General features: G+C 69.3%; 14 protein-coding genes and 1 other RNA gene. 4 read left to right on the top strand and 11 right to left on the bottom strand.

Features of this window, described 5'->3' with window-relative positions:
• Positions 1 to 43: 43 nt before the first annotated feature.
• The 9 genes from ABFC67_RS01880 to smpB all read right to left on the bottom strand — a co-directional run bounded on the left by ABFC67_RS01880 (position 44) and on the right by smpB (position 11,812).
• Complete coding sequence (locus ABFC67_RS01880; RefSeq protein WP_346736336.1) at positions 44 to 1,405, bottom strand: diguanylate cyclase; 1,362 nt, start codon at positions 1,403 to 1,405, stop codon at positions 44 to 46.
• A 577-nt stretch (positions 1,406 to 1,982) separates the two neighbouring features.
• Positions 1,983 to 2,336, bottom strand: a transfer-messenger RNA (tmRNA) gene (ssrA, locus tag ABFC67_RS01875).
• 81 nt (positions 2,337 to 2,417) lie between these two features.
• Entirely contained in the window at positions 2,418 to 3,134 is a 717-nt protein-coding gene (locus ABFC67_RS01870; RefSeq protein WP_346736335.1) for a peptidylprolyl isomerase, read from the bottom strand.
• Entirely contained in the window at positions 3,131 to 3,838 is a 708-nt protein-coding gene (gene narI / locus ABFC67_RS01865; RefSeq protein WP_346736334.1) for a respiratory nitrate reductase subunit gamma, read from the bottom strand. The genes ABFC67_RS01870 and narI overlap by 4 nt, the downstream gene beginning before the upstream one ends.
• Positions 3,839 to 3,881: 43 nt before the next feature.
• The gene (gene narJ, locus ABFC67_RS01860) at positions 3,882 to 4,526 is read right to left on the bottom strand and encodes a nitrate reductase molybdenum cofactor assembly chaperone (protein ID WP_346736333.1); all 645 of its coding nucleotides are present in this window, start codon (positions 4,524 to 4,526) and stop codon (positions 3,882 to 3,884) included.
• Between the two features lies 1 nt (position 4,527).
• Entirely contained in the window at positions 4,528 to 6,063 is a 1,536-nt protein-coding gene (gene narH / locus ABFC67_RS01855; protein WP_346736332.1) for a nitrate reductase subunit beta, read from the bottom strand.
• Positions 6,064 to 6,076: 13 nt separating this feature from the next.
• A complete protein-coding gene (locus ABFC67_RS01850; protein ID WP_346736331.1) occupies positions 6,077 to 9,835 on the bottom strand; it encodes a nitrate reductase subunit alpha in 3,759 nt (1,252 codons plus the stop codon).
• Between the two features lie 33 nt (positions 9,836 to 9,868).
• Positions 9,869 to 11,110, bottom strand: coding sequence for an MFS transporter (locus ABFC67_RS01845; protein WP_346736330.1), 1,242 nt, complete (start codon positions 11,108 to 11,110; stop codon positions 9,869 to 9,871).
• Positions 11,111 to 11,320: 210 nt separating this feature from the next.
• Complete coding sequence (smpB, locus tag ABFC67_RS01840) at positions 11,321 to 11,812, bottom strand: SsrA-binding protein SmpB (RefSeq protein WP_346736329.1); 492 nt, start codon at positions 11,810 to 11,812, stop codon at positions 11,321 to 11,323.
• A 54-nt stretch (positions 11,813 to 11,866) separates the two neighbouring features.
• On the opposite strand from smpB, the gene ABFC67_RS01835 reads away from it, so the two are divergent.
• Both ABFC67_RS01835 and ABFC67_RS01830 read left to right on the top strand, forming a co-directional pair.
• Positions 11,867 to 12,298 (top strand): type II toxin-antitoxin system RatA family toxin, encoded by a 432-nt coding sequence (locus tag ABFC67_RS01835; RefSeq protein ID WP_346736416.1) that lies wholly within the window; start codon positions 11,867 to 11,869, stop codon positions 12,296 to 12,298.
• Positions 12,291 to 12,566: an RnfH family protein gene (locus ABFC67_RS01830; protein ID WP_346736328.1), complete on the top strand. Its 276-nt coding sequence runs from the start codon at positions 12,291 to 12,293 to the stop codon at positions 12,564 to 12,566. Before ABFC67_RS01835 ends, ABFC67_RS01830 begins: the two co-directional genes overlap by 8 nt.
• On the opposite strand, the gene bamE is transcribed toward ABFC67_RS01830, so the two are convergent.
• Positions 12,563 to 12,997: an outer membrane protein assembly factor BamE gene (gene bamE, locus ABFC67_RS01825; protein ID WP_346736327.1), complete on the bottom strand. Its 435-nt coding sequence runs from the start codon at positions 12,995 to 12,997 to the stop codon at positions 12,563 to 12,565. The two genes, ABFC67_RS01830 and bamE, sit on opposite strands and share 4 nt — an antisense overlap.
• A gap of 77 nt (positions 12,998 to 13,074) precedes the next feature.
• Here bamE and fur point away from each other — a divergent pair, with 77 nt between their 5' ends.
• On the top strand, positions 13,075 to 13,488 hold the full coding sequence (gene fur / locus ABFC67_RS01820; protein WP_346736326.1) for a ferric iron uptake transcriptional regulator: 414 nt from the start codon (positions 13,075 to 13,077) through the stop codon (positions 13,486 to 13,488).
• A 429-nt stretch (positions 13,489 to 13,917) separates the two neighbouring features.
• Here fur and ABFC67_RS01815 read toward each other — a convergent pair whose 3' ends face one another.
• A complete protein-coding gene (locus ABFC67_RS01815; protein WP_346736325.1) occupies positions 13,918 to 15,525 on the bottom strand; it encodes an MASE1 domain-containing protein in 1,608 nt (535 codons plus the stop codon).
• A gap of 71 nt (positions 15,526 to 15,596) precedes the next feature.
• On the opposite strand from ABFC67_RS01815, the gene ABFC67_RS01810 reads away from it, so the two are divergent.
• Positions 15,597 to 16,226: a response regulator transcription factor gene (locus ABFC67_RS01810; RefSeq protein ID WP_346736324.1), complete on the top strand. Its 630-nt coding sequence runs from the start codon at positions 15,597 to 15,599 to the stop codon at positions 16,224 to 16,226.
• Positions 16,227 to 16,338: the final 112 nt, after the last annotated feature.

Below are 16,338 nucleotides of genomic sequence, written 5' to 3'. Positions count from 1 at the left end.
GCGGCGCGACGAAGCCGCCGCAGGCCGACGGCGGCAGATCGATTCAGTCCGCCAGCAGCAGGCGATCGCCGCCGCCCTTCTTCGCGGCGTACATCGCCTCGTCGGCATGCCGGATCAGTTGCCTGTTGTCGTCGCCGTGCTGCGGATGGATGGCGATGCCGATGCTGCAGGAGATCTGCAGGCGATGGCCGGCGAGGTCGAATGCCTGGCCCAGGCTGCTGCGGATGGCTTCGGCGACGTCGGCGGCGTCGTCCGGACGAGCGATGCCGTGCAGCAGCACGACGAATTCGTCGCCGCCGATGCGGCCGACGGTGTCGGATTCGCGCACGCAATGCCGAATGCGCTGCGACACGGCCTGCAGCAGCAGGTCGCCGACCGGATGGCCGTAGCCGTCGTTGACCCGCTTGAAGCCGTCGAGATCGACGTAGAGCAGGGCCAACTGCTGGTCGTCGCGGCGGGTCGCGGCCAGCGCGGCCTTCATGCGCTCGTGGAACAGTTCGCGGTTGGGCAGGCCGGTGAGCGGATCGTGCAGCGCGATGTATTGCAGCCAGGTATCCGTCTGCTTGCGGACGATGGCCGATGCGATCTGCGTGGAGACGAACTGCAGCAGCGCCTTGTCTTTTTCGCTATAGCGCACGTCGCCGGCGTAAGCCTGCACGACCAGAGCGCCGATGACGCCCCTGGAAGAGCGCAGCGGAACGCCGAGCCAGTCCAGCGACGCCTTGCCGATCGATTGGTGCGAACGCGCGGCGGCGACCGGCGGCAGCTCGTGGTCCGGCGTCAGCAGCAGCGCCTGGCCGCTGCGGATCACCTCGGCGCTGAGCGTGCCGGAGTCGAGCCGGCATGGCGCCGGCGCGGTATCGTGCTCGTCGACGTAGTAGGGGAAGCTCAGCTCGTCCTTGTCCTCGTCGTAGAGCGCGACGAACAGGTTCCTGGCGGGCAGCAGCCCGTCGACGATGTCGTGGATGCGGCGGAACAGCGCCTGCAGGTCGCCGTCGGCGTTCGCGGCCTCGGAGATGGCGAACAGCGCGGCCTGCATCGACTGCGCGCGCTTGATCTCGGTGATGTCGTGCGCCACGGCGATCCTGACCTGGTCGGCTTCCGACCAGCGCGCCGACCACATGACATGGACGATCTTGCCGTCCTTGCGCACGTAGCGGTTCTCGAAATGCGGCTTGGGCTGCCCGGCCATGATCTCGGCGGCCGTCTGCAGGGTGCGCTCGCGATCCTCCGGATGCACCAGTTCGATCATGGGTCGCCCGATCACCTCCGCGGGCGCATAACCGAAGATGCGCTCGAAGGCCGCGCTGACGAACCGGTAGCGCCCTTCGACGTCGACCACGCAGATCGCGTCCAGCAGCAGGTCCATGACGTTGGTCAGAGGGACGTACGGCTTCGGCTCCATGACCGCACTATGCCAAAAACGGGGCGAGGCGTCGCAGGCGGGTGGCGCGGCGTCCTGCATTGCCCGTATCGGGGTGGCGCGGCGCGCGGCCCTGATCTCGCCACGCGGTCCCCTCCATCCTCTCGAGGGAAGGCGCCTTCGGCATGACATGGCGGTTCAACGCATTGATATGTATGGATAAACATCGCGACTTTTGCGGGCTTCGGGCCTGTTGGCACACGGGAACCGGCGCGATCGGGCAAGGAAAAACCCCAACAAGGAGCGGTTGTCCGTGCCGATCCAGACCAGGCGCCGCTGTAATGACCCATGCTGTCTGCGCTCAGCGTCCCGAGCCTCTTGCTCAGTCGCCCCTGCCCGAGCCGCCTACGACCTGCCGCCTCTAAACCCGCGTCAGTAAAGGACGGGGCCTGAAGAACGCTCGCGAGACGACCGGAGAAAACGAAGAACAGAGAGGCCCCGGGTGGGGTGGAAGCGGCGGATCGGAGGGGGCGCTCGCGAGGCCGGGGCCGGAAATCGCGCCAACACTGGGGAACGGACAGAAAAAAGCCCAACCGGAAAAGGTTGGGCTTTGGGTAAATGGTGGAGGTGGCGGGAGTTGAACCCGCGTCCGAAGGCGTTTGACGCCCGGTACTACATGCTTAGCTCACCGTTGAGTCTCGTCCGTCGGCAGCACGGTGGGCGAAGCGCGCCGATGGACCAGCCCGTCAGTTTTAGCCGAAGGCCGACGAGCGGCGGTCTTCTGGCGATCCCGTGATGATGACCCTACATCCACGAGCACGAGCACAAGTGGGTTCGGGGCTAGGCCTTAAGCGGCCAGAGCGTAGACGTCGTCGTTGGCGTCTGAAGTTTTGCCGCTGGATTAACGAGGAAAGCTGCCCCCTCGGCATGCACCAAGCCATCGCACTACCCCCGTCGAAGCCGTGACACCCCCGGGGAAAGCTGGATCGGCAGGACAGTATATGGGGCCGCCGCGCGCGGCATCAAGGCGCGCGAATGCGTGGTCACGCGCGGTTCACTGCACCAGCGGCGAGGCGGCGGCGTCGAGCTCCACGCCCTCCACCTCGGCCTGGCCGGCCAGCACGCGCACGTACTGGCCGAGCGCGCGCGCTTCGCTGCGCTGGCGCAGTTCGGCGGCGACGCGCTCGCGCACGGCCTCGAACGGCAACTGCTCGCCGGGGATGCGCCGGTCCACGGCGACGATGTGGAAGCCGTGGCGCGTGTTGACCAGCTTCGGCAGCACGCCGACCGTTTCGTCCTCGAACAGCGCGCGCTCGAATTCGGGCACGGTCTCGCCGCGCTGCAACTGGCCGAGCACGCCGCCCTGCGCGCCGGACGGGCAGTTGGACTTGGCGCGCGCACGTTCCGCGAACAGATCCGGCTTCATGCGCAGCTCGGCCAGCATCGCCTCGGCCAGCGCGCGCACCGCGGCCACCGGCGAGCCCGGCGTGATCTGGAACAGGATGTGCCGGGCGTGCACCAGGTCGCCGCTGCGGTAGCGCTGCGCGTTCTGCTCGTAGTAGCGCCGGCACTCGGCTTCCTCCGGTTCCGGCACGCGGACCTCTTCGGCGAGGGTGCGCTCGATGGCGCGCTCGACCGCCTCGGTCGGCGCGCCCTCTTCGAGCAGGCCGAGCGCGACCGCACGCTGGCGCAGCAATTCGTGGACCGCGGCCAGTTGCGGGGTCGGCCAGTCCTCGCCGGCGACGGCGACGCCGTTGACGCGCACGCTCATGCGCGCACCGCGCGCTTGCGCGTGCGGACCAGTTGGTATGGACGGAACAGATAGGCCAGCACGCCGGCGCCGCTCCAGATGTGCACCATGCGCGTGAACGGCGACACCAGGAAGATGGTGAAGCCGAGCAGGATGTGCAGGCGGTACACCCACGGCACGTTGACCAGCAGCGCGGCGACGCCGCTCTTGAAGGTGACGATGCCCTTCACGTAGTCGGTGAGCAGCTCGAACATCGCGCCGTCCATGTGCTGCGCCGAAAGCGGCACGGTGACCAGGCCGAGCAGCAGTTGCAGCCACAACATCAGCACGATCGAGATATCCCACTTGCGGCTGTTGCGGCGGATGCGCGGATCGCCGAGCCGGCGATAGATGAGGATGCTGAGGCCGATGATCGCGACCAGCCCGGCGATGCCGCCGCCGACCATCGCCAGCAACTGGTGCTGGGCCGGGTCCAGCGCCCAGTCCACCGCCCAGTGCGGCGCGAGGAAGCCGAGGAAATGGCCGATCACCACCACCAGGATGCCGTAGTGGAACAGGTTCGAGCCGATCCGCAGCTGGCCGGCGCGCAGCATCTGCGAGGAATCGCTCTTCCAGGTGTACGGTTCGCGGTCGAAGCGCACCAGGCTGCCGAGCAGCAGCACCGCCAGGCACAGGTACGGATAGATGCCGAACAGGAACAGGTGCAGGTCGTAGGATGCGTTCATGCCAGGGTCTCCTGCGCGGACGCGGCGGGATTAGGTGGGGTCGTCATGACGAGCGCCGCTCTGGCTGCGCGATCGCGGCCTGCGGTTCGGGCGCCGCGAACGCGGGGCGTTCCTCCCAACTGCGGTCGAGATCCTCGGGCGGCGGGGTGGGCGCGTGCGGATCGAGGCCCGCCGCGTCGGCCAGCGCCAGTAGCGCCGCCGGCACGGCGGCGTAGCGGCTGTCGCGGCGCAGCAGCGTGTTGCCGAGCGCGCGCAGGATGTGCGCGCAGTCGGCCAGCGTCTCGCGGGTTTCGGCGGGTTCGCGGCAGCTCAGGTATTCGAGCAGCACCGGCAGGTGGTCGGGCAGTTCGCCGCCGCGCGGCTCCAGGCCGGCGTCGAGGTAGCGCTGGCGCAGGTCCAGCATCGCCGGTCCGCGCTCGCGGCCGTCGCCGTGCACGTGCTCGAACAGGTTCAGCGAGGTGGTGCGGCCGCGGTCGAACAGGTCGACGTAACGCGCCTCGGCCTCCAGCGCGTCGGCGCCGGCGATGTCGTCGGCGAGCGCGAGCAGGTCGTCGCGCAGGCCGGCGTCCAGCGCGCGCGCGGCGCGCACGGCGTCGGCGATCTCGGGCAGCGCGGCGCGCAGTTCGGCGTCGGGATAGGCGAGCAGGGCGGACAGCGCGCGCAGCAGGGTGGCGTGGTCGGTGCGCACGTCAGTCCTCGTCCAGCATGCGGATCGGGATGACCTTGCGCCGGCCCATGCGCCCGCCGAACAGGCTGGACCTGGCCTCGACGCCGTCGCAGCCGTTGCCGAAGGAGAAGCCGCAGCCGCCGCGCAGGGCGTAGGCGTTCTCGGCTTCCTCGCGGTGCGCGGTGGGGATGACGAAGCGGTCCTCGTAGTTGGCGATGGCGAGGTAGCGGTGCATGTCCTCGGCGGTGGCGGCGTCGAGCCCGACCTGTTCCAGCAGCGCCGCGTCCTGCGTCTCGCCGAGCTGGCGCGCGCGGAACCAGGCGCGCATCGCCAGCATGCGCTTAAGCGCGCTGACTACCGGCGCCTCGTTGCCGGCGGTGAGCAGGTTGGCGAGGTAGCGCACCGGGATGCGCAGCGAGTCGACATCGGGCAGGCCGCCGCTGCTTTCGATCGCGCCGGCGTTGGCGTGCGCCTGGATCGGCGACAGCGGCGGCACGTACCACACCATCGGCAGCGTGCGGTACTCGGGATGCAGCGGGAAGGCGATCTTCCACTCCACCGCCATCTTGTAGGTGGGCGAGCGGCGCGCCGCCTCCAGCCACGCTTCCGGCACGCCGTCGGCGCGCGCCTGGCGCTGCACCTCGGGATCGTTCGGGTCGAGGAACACGTCGAGCTGGGCCTGGTAGAGGTCCTGCGGGTTTTCCGCCGACGCCGCCTCGGCAATGCGGTCGGCGTCGTACAGCAGCACGCCGAGGTAGCGGATGCGGCCGACGCAGGTCTCCGAGCACACGGTCGGCATGCCCGCCTCGATGCGCGGATAGCAGAACGTGCACTTCTCGGCCTTGCCGGTGGTCCAGTTGTAGTAGATCTTCTTGTACGGGCAGCCCGAGACGCACATGCGCCAGCCGCGGCACTTGTCCTGGTCGATCAGGACGATGCCGTCCTCCTCGCGCTTGTAGATCGAGCCGGACGGGCAGGACGCCACGCAGGTCGGGTTGAGGCAGTGCTCGCACAGCCTCGGCAGGTACATCATGAAGGTGTTTTCGAACTGCCCGTAGATGTCCTTCTGCACCGCCTCGAAGTTGTAGTCGGCGCTGCGCTTGTCGAATTCGCCGCCGAGGATTTCCTCCCAGTTCGGGCCCCATTCGACCTTGTCCATGGTGCGCCCGCTGATCAGCGAGATCGGCCGCGCCACCGGCGCGGTGGGCAGCTCGGGCGCGGTCTGCAGGTTCTCGTAGTCGAACGTGAACGGCTCGTAGTAGTCGTCGATCTCGGGCAGGTGCGGGTTGGCGAAGATCTTCGCCAGCACCGCGAAGCGGCCGCCCTGTTTCGGCACCAGCCGGCCGTCGGGCTTGCGCTCCCAGCCGCCGCGCCAGCGCTCCTGGTTCTCCCAGTCCTTCGGATAGCCGATGCCGGGCTTGGTCTCGACGTTGTTGAACCAGGCGTACTCCATGCCCTTGCGCGAGGTCCACACGTTCTTGCAGGTGACCGAGCAGGTGTGGCAGCCGATGCACTTGTCCAGGTTCAGCACCATCGCGATCTGTGCGCGGATCTTCATGTCGCGTCCTCCCTCACGCCCGGTGGGCGTGCAGCTGCGCTTCGCGGGCCGCACGCTGCGCGCGGTCCATCCAGTCCACCTTCTCCATCTTGCGCACGATCACGAATTCGTCGCGGTTGGATCCGACGGTGCCGTAGTAGTTGAATCCGTAGGACAACTGCGCGTAGCCGCCGATCATGTGGGTCGGCTTCAGTACCGTGCGCGTGACCGAGTTGTGGATGCCGCCGCGCATGCCGGTGATCTCCGAGCCCGGCACGTTCACGATCTTCTCCTGCGCGTGGTACATCATGCACATGCCCTCGTGCACGCGCTGGCTGACCACCGCGCGCGCGGTCAGCGCGCCGTTGACGTTGAACAGCTCGATCCAGTCGTTGTCGACGATGCCGGCGCGCCGGGCGTCGGTTTCGGACAGCCACACGATAGGGCCGCCGCGCGACAGCGTCAGCATGATCAGGTTGTCGGTGTAGGTGGAGTGGATGCCCCACTTCTGGTGCGGGGTGATGAAGTTCAGCACGATCTCGGGATGGCCGTTGCCGCGCTTGCCGGACAGCGGCGCGATCGTGCGCGTGTCGATCGGCGGGCGGTACAGCGCGAAGCCCTCGCCGAAATCGCGCATCCAGGCGTGGTCCTGGTAGAACTGCTGGCGGCCGCTCAGCGTGCGCCACGGGATCAGCTCGTGCACGTTGGTGTAGCCGGCGTTGTAGCTGACGTGCTCGCTCTCGATGCCCGACCAGGTCGGCGAGCTGATGATCTTGCGCGGCTGCGCCTGGATGTCGCGGAAGCGGATCTTCTCGTCCTCGCGCGCCTCGGCGAGGTGGGTGTGGTCGCGGCCGGTGATCTTCGACAGCGCCGCCCACGCCTTCACCGCCACCTGGCCGTTGGTTTCCGGCGCGAGGTGCAGGATCACCTCGGCGGCGTCGATGTCGCTGTCGATGCGCGGACGGCCCTTGGCCGGGCCGTCGGCCACGGTGTAGTTCAGCTCGGCCAGCCCGCGCACTTCCTCCTCGGTGTTCCAGCCGATGCCCTTGCCGCCGTTGCCGAGCTTGTCCATCAGCGGCCCCAGCGCGGTGAAGCGCGCGTAGGTGGCTGGATAGTCGCGCTCGACCAGCGCGATGTTAGGCGCGGTCACGCCGGGCACCAGGTCGCATTCGCCCTTCTTCCAGTCGCGCACCTCGAACGGCTGCGCGATCTCGCCGGCGGTGTCGTGCATGATCGGCGTCAGCACCACGTCGCGCTCGACGCCGAGGTGGCCCGGCGCGTATTCGGAGAAGCGCTTCGCGATCGCCTTGAAGATCTCCCAGTCGCTGCGCGATTCGTACACCGGATCGACCGCCGCCGACAGCGGATGGATGAACGGGTGCATGTCGGAGGTGTTGAGGTCGTTCTTCTCGTACCAGGACGCGGTCGGCAGCACCACGTCGGAGTACAGGCACGAGGTGGACATGCGGAAGTCGAGGGTGACGACCAGGTCGAGCTTGCCCTCCGGCGCCTGCGCGTGCCAGGCGACTTCCTCCGGCTTGTGCCCGCCGTCCTCGCCGAGGTCCTTGCCCTGCAGGCCGTGGCGGGTGCCGAGGAAGTGGCGCAGGAAATACTCGTGGCCCTTGCCGGAGGAGCCGAACAGGTTGGAGCGCCAGATGAACAGGTTGCGCGGGAAGTTGGCGGGATTGTCGGGATCCTCGCAGGCCATGTGCAGGTCGCCGGACTTCAGCGCCTTGGCCACGTAGTCCTTCGGGTTCATGCCGGAACGCTCGGCCGCGCGCGCGACTTCCAGCGGGTTGCGGTCGAGCTGCGGCGCCGACGGCAGCCAGCCCATGCGCTCGGCGCGCACGTTGCAGTCGATCAGGCTGCGCCCGTACTTGCCGCGCTCGGCCAGCGGCGACAGCAGCTCGTCGACGTCGAGCTTTTCGTAGCGCCACTGGTCGGAGTGCGCGTAGAAGAACGAGGTGCCGTTCATCTGCCGCGGCGGGCGCACCCAGTCCAGCGCGAACGCCAGCGCGGTCCAGCCGGTCTGCGGGCGCAGCTTCTCCTGACCGACGTAGTGCGCCCAGCCGCCGCCGGAGATGCCGATGGTGCCGCACAGCATCAGGAAATTGATGATGCTGCGGTAGTTCATGTCCTGGTGGAACCAGTGGTTCATGCCCGCGCCGATGATCACCATCGAGCGGCCGCGGGTCTTCTCGGCGTTGGCGGCGAACGCGCGCGCGACCGCGACCGCCTGCTCGGCGGGCACGCCGGTGATCGCCTGCTGCCACGCCGGCGTGTACGGCACGTCGTCGGCGTAGCTGGCGGCGCAGGCGCCGCCGAGGCCGCGGTCGAGGCCGTAGTGCGCGCACAGCAGGTCGAACGCGGTGGCGACCATCACCTCGCCGCCGCGCGTCGCCACGCGCCGCGCTGGCACGCGGCGCAGCAACACGTCGCCGTCCTGGTCGTTGTGCGGGAAGTGCGCGTGCGGGGTGCCGCCGAAGTAGGGGAAGGCGACGTCCAGCACGTCGTCGCGGCGGTCGATCTGGCTCAGCGCCAGCGTGACCTCGCGGCCGTCGGCGGCCTTCTGCTCGAGGTTCCACTTGCCGTGGTCGGGGCTGTCCTTGCCGGGCCAGCGGAAGCCGATCGCGCCCTGCGGCACCACCGGCTTGCCATCGGCGTCGAAGCCGACGGTCTTCCAGTCGGCGTGCTCGGCGCTGCCCAGCGCGTCGGCGAAATCGCTGGCGCGCAGGTAGCGGTCGGGCACCCAGCGCGCGCCGTCGCGGCGCAGCGTGACCAGCAGCGGCAGGTCGGTGTAGCGGCGGCAGTAGTCCTGGAAGTATTCGGCCTGGCGGTCGAGGAAGAACTCGCGCAGGATCACGTGGCCCATCGCCATCGCCAGCGCGGCGTCGGTGCCTTGCTTGGGGTGCAGCCACAGGTCCGAGAGCTTGGAGACTTCCGCGTAGTCGGGCGTGATCGCGACGACCTGCGTGCCGTTGTAGCGCGCCTCGACGAAGAAGTGCGCGTCCGGCGTGCGCGTCTGCGGCACGTTCGAGCCCCAGGCGATGATGTAGCCGGAGTTGTACCAGTCGGCCGATTCCGGCACGTCGGTCTGCTCGCCCCAGGTCTGCGGGCTGGACGGCGGCAGGTCGCAGTACCAGTCGTAGAACGACAGCAGGCTGCCGCCGATCAGGCTGAGATAACGCGCGCCCGAAGCGTACGACACCATCGACATCGCCGGGATCGGCGAGAAGCCGACCACGCGGTCGGGGCCGTGCGTCTTGATCGTGTGCACGTTGGCGGCGGCGATGATCTCCAGCGCCTCGTCCCAGCGCGCGCGCACGAAGCCGCCGAGTCCGCGCGCCGCCTTGTAGTCGGCCGCGGCCGGATCGGCCATCAGCGCCGTCCACGCCTCGACCGGCTGCATCGTCTTGCGCGCCTCGCGCCAGCGCCGCAGCAGGCGGCCGCGCACCATCGGGTATTTCAGGCGGTTGGCGCTGTACAGGTACCACGAGTACGACGCGCCGCGCGAACAGCCGCGTGGCTCGTGGTTGGGCATGCCGGCGCGGGTGCGCGGGTAGTCGGTCTGCTGGGTTTCCCAGGTGACCACGCCGCTCTTGACGTAGATCTTCCAGCTGCACGAGCCGGTGCAGTTCACGCCGTGGGTGGAGCGCACGATCTTGTCGTGCTGCCAGCGGTTGCGGTAGCCGTCCTCCCACTGGCGGTTCTCCGCACGCACTTCGCCGTGGCCGTCCGCAAACGCCTCGCGTGGACGGGAGAAATAGCGCAGCCGGTCGAGGAAATGGCTCATGGCGTGCCTCCTTGTCAGTGCGGCACGAGCCGCTCAGGGCCCGGTCGAGGGTTCACGACCGTGGAAATCCACGCGCCGCACCTCGGTGAAGTAGATCAGGATCAGCGATACCCAAACGATGCCGTACATCAACATGAAGGCGCTGGAACGGATGCCGAGCAGATCGAGCAGGGCGCCCCACAGGATCGGCAGCAGGAAGCCGCCCAGGCCGCCGGCCAGACCGACGATGCCGGTGACCACGCCCAGCGCGTCGGGGAAGTCGTCGCCGAGATACTTGAAGGTGGAGGCCATGCCGAATGCCATCGCGACGCCCAGCGTGAACAGCAGTGGCGCGAACATCCATACGTTCAGGCCGATATGGAAGGACACCGGGCCGCGGATCGTCTGCACCACCAGTTGGGTCTGCGGGTAGGACAGCAGGAACAGCAGGATCCACGCCACCCACAGCACCCACCAGGTCAGGGGGTGCGCGCCGAAGCGGTCGGACAGGGCGCCGCCGACCGCGCGCAGCGCGCCCGCCGGCAGCGAGAAGCTGGCCGCCAGCGCGGAGGCGGCGGCGATGCCGAGGCCGTATTCGCCGATGAAGTATTGCGGCATCCACAGCGACAGCGCGGTGAAACCGCCGAAGGCCAGCGAGTAGTACTGGCAGTATTTCCACACGCGCGGGTCGCGTAGCACGCGCAACTGTTCGGCGAGGGTGGGCGCGCGCCTGGCGCCGCCGACGCCCGGATCCGGCGCCGACAGCAGCCAGAAGATCGCGGCGGTGGCGAGCAGCGCCACTGCATAGACGTGCGGCACGGCGCGCCAGCCCCAGGTATCGACGATCGCCGGCGCGACGAACATGTTCAGCGCGGCGCCGCTGGTGCCGGCGCCGAAGAAGCCCATCGCGAAGCCGCGGCGGCTGGCCGGGAAGAAGCGCGCCACGTAGGGCGTGCCTACCGCGAAGGAGGCGCCGACCGCGCCGAGGCACAGGCCGATGGCGAGGAACTGCCACAGTCGGCTGGCATAGGACACCAGCCAGACCGGCGCCGCGCTGGCCAGCAGCAGGGCCGTCATCACGATGCGGCCGCCGTAGCGGTCGGTCCAGATGCCCAGCGGCAGGCGCAGCACCGCGCCGCTGAGGATCGGCGTGGCGGTGAGCAGGCCGAATTCGGTGGCGTTGAGGCCGAGCTCGCGGCGGATCGGAATGCCGATCACGCCGAATGCCAGCCACACGGCGAAGCACACGATGAACGCGAACGTGCTCACGAACAGCACGCGGTAGGCCTTGCCCATGACCGCTTCCCCCCTCTGACAGGGTTCGTCGCAATGGAGCGCCGCACGGCCGGCTGGCGTGCGTACGCGCTTCGTTTCGTCAGCGCGGGCAGAATAACCAAGCCGCGTGGGGCTGGCTATGGCCGCGCCGCGGACGTAGTGTCGCAGGGGCGGGCGTGGTGGCCGTCGCGCGGTATCCGGCGCGGACCCTCGGGCGCGTCCGGATGTTGCCTACGCTTCGCGGTTGTGCGCACGCATGGTGCGCTGCTTCTCGCGGTTCCAGTCGCGTTCCTTCTCGGCGTCGCGCTTGTCGTGCGCCTGCTTGCCGCGCGCGAGGCCGAGTTCCACCTTGACCCGGTTGCCCTTCCAGTACAACGCCAGCGGGATCAGCGTGTAGCCCTTGCGCTCGATCGCGCCGACCAGCTTGTCGATCTCGGCACGATGCAGCAGCAGCTTGCGCGTGCGGCGGTCCTCGGCGACCACGTGGGTGGAGGCCGTGATCAGCGGCGGGATCGAGGCGCCGAACAGATGGATTTCGCCGCCCTTGACCAGCGCGTAGGCGTCGCCGAGGTTGATGCGCCCCTGGCGCAGGCTCTTCACTTCCCAGCCCTGCAGCGCGATGCCGGCCTCGAAGCGCTCGTCGATGTGGTACTCGTGGCGCGCGCGCTTGTTCAGCGCGATCGTGCCCGAGCCGGCCTTGTCGGCATCTTTCTTCTTGGTCATGTCCGTTAGAATCGCGCATCCGGCCCGGGGGCCATGCACGACAAACCTCGCAGAGTGATCCAGATCCGCCGCAGCGCCCTGGTGCGCCACACCCCGGCGCAGATGTTCGAACTGGTCAACGACGTGGAAGCATATCCGAAGCGCTTCCCGTGGTGCGCCGCCGCGCAGGTGCTGGCGCGCGGCGAGGGCGAGCTGACCGCGCGCCTCGACTTGCGCTTCGCCGGCATGGTGCAGGGCTTCACCACGCGCAATGCCCTGATGCCGCACGAGCGCATCGAGATGCGTTTCGTCGAGGGGCCGTTCCGCACGCTGGAAGGCGTGTGGACGTTCCTTGCGCTCGGCGACGCCGGCTGCAAGATCGCGCTGGCGCTCGACTTCGATTACGCGGGCAAGCTGGCGGCGCCCGCGTTGCGGCTCGGCTTCCAGGGACTGGCCGACCGCATGGTCGACGATTTCTGCCGCGTGGCCGCGCGTGCGTATGCCTGAGACGATCGCCGTCGAAGTGGTCTACGCCGAGCCCGGCCGCGCGTTCCGGCGTCGCCTGCGGCTGCCGGCCGGCACCACGGCGGCGCAGGCGATCGAGGCTTCCGGCCTGCGCGCGGCATTCCCCGCGCTGGCGATCGACCCCGATCGGCTGGGCGTGTTCGCGCGTCGCGTCGCGCCCGACACGCCGCTGCGCGAGGGCGATCGCGTCGAGGTCTACCGCCCGCTGCGGGTGGACCCGAAGGAAGCGCGCCGGCGCCGCGCCGGCTAGCCCTGGCCCGGCGGGTTGGTGCTGCCGCCTGCGCCGGGCTTCTGCTCCTTGCGCTTCTCGTCCGGGTACTCGTCCTTGTACTTCTTGCTCTCCTGCAGGAGCTCCTTGGAGTCCTCGGGGAAGAAGTCGCCCTCGGTGCGCACCAGTGCGTCGTTCTCGAAGTACAGGGTCAGCGCACGCGCCTGCAAGGTACGGCCGCGCTTCTGCAGGGTGGAGACATAGTCCCAGCGGTTCTGCGCGAACGGGCTGCTCACCGACGGCGAGCCGAGCAGCACCAGCACCTGGCGCTTGGTCATGCCCGGCTTGAGTTCGGCGACGTTCTTCTTGTCCAGCAGGTTGCCTTGCTGCACGTCCGGCTTGTAGACCAGGCCGCAGCCGACGAGGGCGGTGGCCAGCAGGGCTGAACCCAGCGCGCGGAGAAGCGTTTGCATGCCGTTCGTAGTCCGGTCCGGAAAGCGTCGGATGATACACTATGGTGCCCCGCTGGCACTGCGCTAGGAGGTGCTGCATGGAATCCCAGGAACTGCGCAAGGCCGGACTCAAGGTCACGCATCCACGTATGCGGATCCTGGAAATCCTCGAGGCGACGCATGCCCGGCACATGACCGCCGAGGATATCTACAAGCAACTGCTGACCAGCGACGAGGACATCGGCCTGGCCACCGTGTACCGCGTGCTGACCCATTTCGAGGCGGCCGGACTGGTCACCAAGCACAATTTCGAGGGCGGCCAGGCCGTCTTCGAGCTGGACCGCGGCAAGCACCACGACCACATGATCGACCTCGAGTCGGGCCGGGTGATCGAATTCGTGAACGAGGAAATCGAGCGGCTGCAGCACGAGATTGCCGACAAACACGGCTTCGTGCTGGAAGCGCACAGCCTGGTGCTGTACGTGCGGCCCAAGAAGAAAGCGGCGAAGTAGCCGCGGAGGGAGCCGCGAAGGCACGTCCTTGTGCCCTCGAGGCGCCGGATCCTGCGATCCGGCACGCGCACCGGCGCTTCCTGCGGCGGACGCGGTTTCGGCGGGATCCTCTGCCGACAGCTGGCCGCGGTCCTGCGACCCAACGGCTTAGGGCGTACAAGGCCGCACCCGCCGAAAGTGCGACGCCCCCTTCTCCCCGCCGCCAAGATTAGAAGCCGCGTCGGGGACGGCGCTATAGGAATTTTTCCTAGGAAACATAGGGGGGGGCGGCATCCGCGTCGCGGGGCGGGTCAGGCGCGCTCACGCGCTTCCCCCTTCCGGTGGTGCAGGAGGCGCTTCCCCCTCCGGGGCAAATGCCGCCGGGCACCCGCGCCGCGCCTTCGGCGAAGGCACAAGGCAGGCCCGCGGGCGCGGGCCGTGGCGAGCGGATCAGGCCGCCTTGGCGTTCAGCGTGGCGACCGCGGTCGGCTCGCGGGTGGGCAGGCGCAGCAATACGCGCAGGCGCGTTCCGGCCGGTCCGGTGCGGATGCGCATTGCCCCGTCCAGCGCCAGCACGCGGTCGCGCATGCCCTGCAGGCCGTAGCGGCCGGTCACGGGTGGCGTGTCGGGCAGACCCACGCCGTCGTCGCTGAGGTCCAGCAGCACCACCGTGCGTCCGGCGTGCGGACTGACCCGTACGCGCAGATGGAAGTTGCGCGCGCGGGCGTGCCGTACGGTGTTGGTCGCGGCTTCCTGCGCGATGCGGTAGATCGCGGTGCGGGTGTCGTCGTCGATCAGCGTCGGATCGCCGTGCAGGTGCGCCGTGTAGCCGACCCCGGCCGCGCCGAGCATGTCGCGCACCGGCCCTTCGGCGAGCGCGCGATACAGGCCGAATTCGTCCAGCACCGACGGGCGCAGCGTGTTCAGCAGGCTGCGCACGGTGCGGCGCATGGTGGCGAGGATGTCGTTGATCGAGGTCGCCACATCGCTGAGGCCGGCGGCGTGCAGGCGCTCGTGGGCGAGCTTCACGCGGGTCTGGATCGCGGTCAGGTTCTGGCCCAGCTCGTCGTGCAGCTCGGCGGCCAGGCTGCGGCGTTCCTCTTCCTCGAGCCGCAGGTTGCGGCGGGCGACCTCGCGCAGGCTCTGCGCGAGCTGGTCCAGCCGCACGTTGGTGCCTTCCAGGCGCGCGTTCTGCAGGGCCAGGCGCTCGCCGCTGGCGCGCAGCGCCTCGATCGCGCTGCCCAGCAGCAGCGATGCGGTGCCGGCGACGGCGAGGAACATCTGCGCCTCGGCCGGCGCGTCCGCGCGGTGCGCCATGCCGGCGCCGGCGGCGACCGCGATGCTGGCCGCGAGCATCGCCAGCGCCGCGCCGCGCACGCCGTGGCGGAAGGCGAAATAGACCACCGGCACCAGCATCAGCGTGCGCGCGTACTGCGCCAGCGACGGCTCGGTGTCGGCCAGCGCGTACAGCAGCCCGATCGCCGGCAGCAGCAGGAGCAGCACGTGCCGCAGCAGTGCGCGCAACCGGGCCGCGTCCGGGCGCGCGTGCAGCAGCAGGATCATCAGCGGCAGCAGCAGCATGATCCCTAGATAATCGCCCAGCGAGTAGGTCAGCAGGGTGTAGCTGAGGGACGCCTCTTCCTGGATATCCACCACCTGCAGCACCAACGCGTTGGCTGCGGTGACCGCGACCGCGGCCAGCAGCGCGCCGACCAGCAGGTGCACGACGTCCTCGGGCGCCTCCAGCCGCACGTGCGGCCAGGCGCCGCGCAGCGCCCTGACCACCGCCGCGCAGACCAGCACGTGCGGGAAGGTGTCCAGCGCGAAGCCGAGCGGTCCCAGCCACGTCAGCGGCGCGTTCATCAGGCCGAAGGTGGTCCATTCGCCGAGGAACACGAACGGCCAGTAGCGGTAAGGGGCCAGCAGCAGCACGCCGAAGCGCAGCCCTGCCGGCAGGAACCAGTACAGCTCCGACATCCGCCACAGCAGCCACCAGCCGAGCCCGTAAGCGGCGGCCAGCGCCAGTCCGCGCAGGACGAACAGCAATCGCGAAGACATCCCCGATCCCCCACTCTGCCGCGCCGGCCGCCGCGGCTGCAGGAGGCGCCGCGGCGCGCTAAAGTGCGCGCATGTACCGCATCGTACTGGTTGACGATCATGCCATCGTCCGGGAAGGCTTCAAGCACCTGATCGAGCGCGAGCCCGATCTGGACGTCGTCGCCGAGTGCCGTTCCGCCGAGGAAGCACTGGAAACGGTGATCGCCGCAGCCCCCGACCTGGTGGCCCTGGACCTGTCGCTGCCCGACGGCGGCGGCCTGCCGCTGATCGAGCACCTGCGCAGCGCCGTGCCGACGACGCGGGTGGTGGTGCTGAGCATGCACGACAGCGAGCCGTACGTGTCCGAGGCGCTGCGCCGCGGTGCGCACGGCTACGTCACCAAGGGCGCCGCGCCCGAGGAACTGGTCGCCGGCCTGCGCGCGGTGCTGCAGGGCGAGCGCTTCCTCAGCTCCGATCTGGCGCAGCCGCGCGCGCAGGCCGGGCAGGGCGATCCCGCGCCGCTGCGCCGGCTGACCCTGCGCGAGCGCGACGTGTTCCTGCTGCTGGCGCGCGGATTGACGGCAAAGCAGGCGGCGGCCGAGCTGGGCATCGGCCAGAAGACCGTCTACATCCACCGCGCCAGCCTGATGGCCAAGCTGGAGACCGCTTCCGAGCTGGAGCTGTTCCGCCTGGCCGTGACCCACGGCCTGATCGAGGGCTGAGCCCGGCTCAGCCGGCCTGGGCGCGGTCCAGCATCTGCTTCGCGTGGGCGCGCGTTTCGCGGGTGATCTCGACGCCGCCGAGCATGCGCGCCAGCTCGTCGCGGCGGCCGCC

This window comes from Mizugakiibacter sp. (genome assembly GCF_039680435.1).
In the GTDB taxonomy this organism is placed as follows: domain Bacteria; phylum Pseudomonadota; class Gammaproteobacteria; order Xanthomonadales; family Rhodanobacteraceae; genus Mizugakiibacter.
The sequence above is the reverse complement of the archived record's forward strand: the minus strand, read 5'-3'. Positions and strand labels throughout refer to the sequence as shown.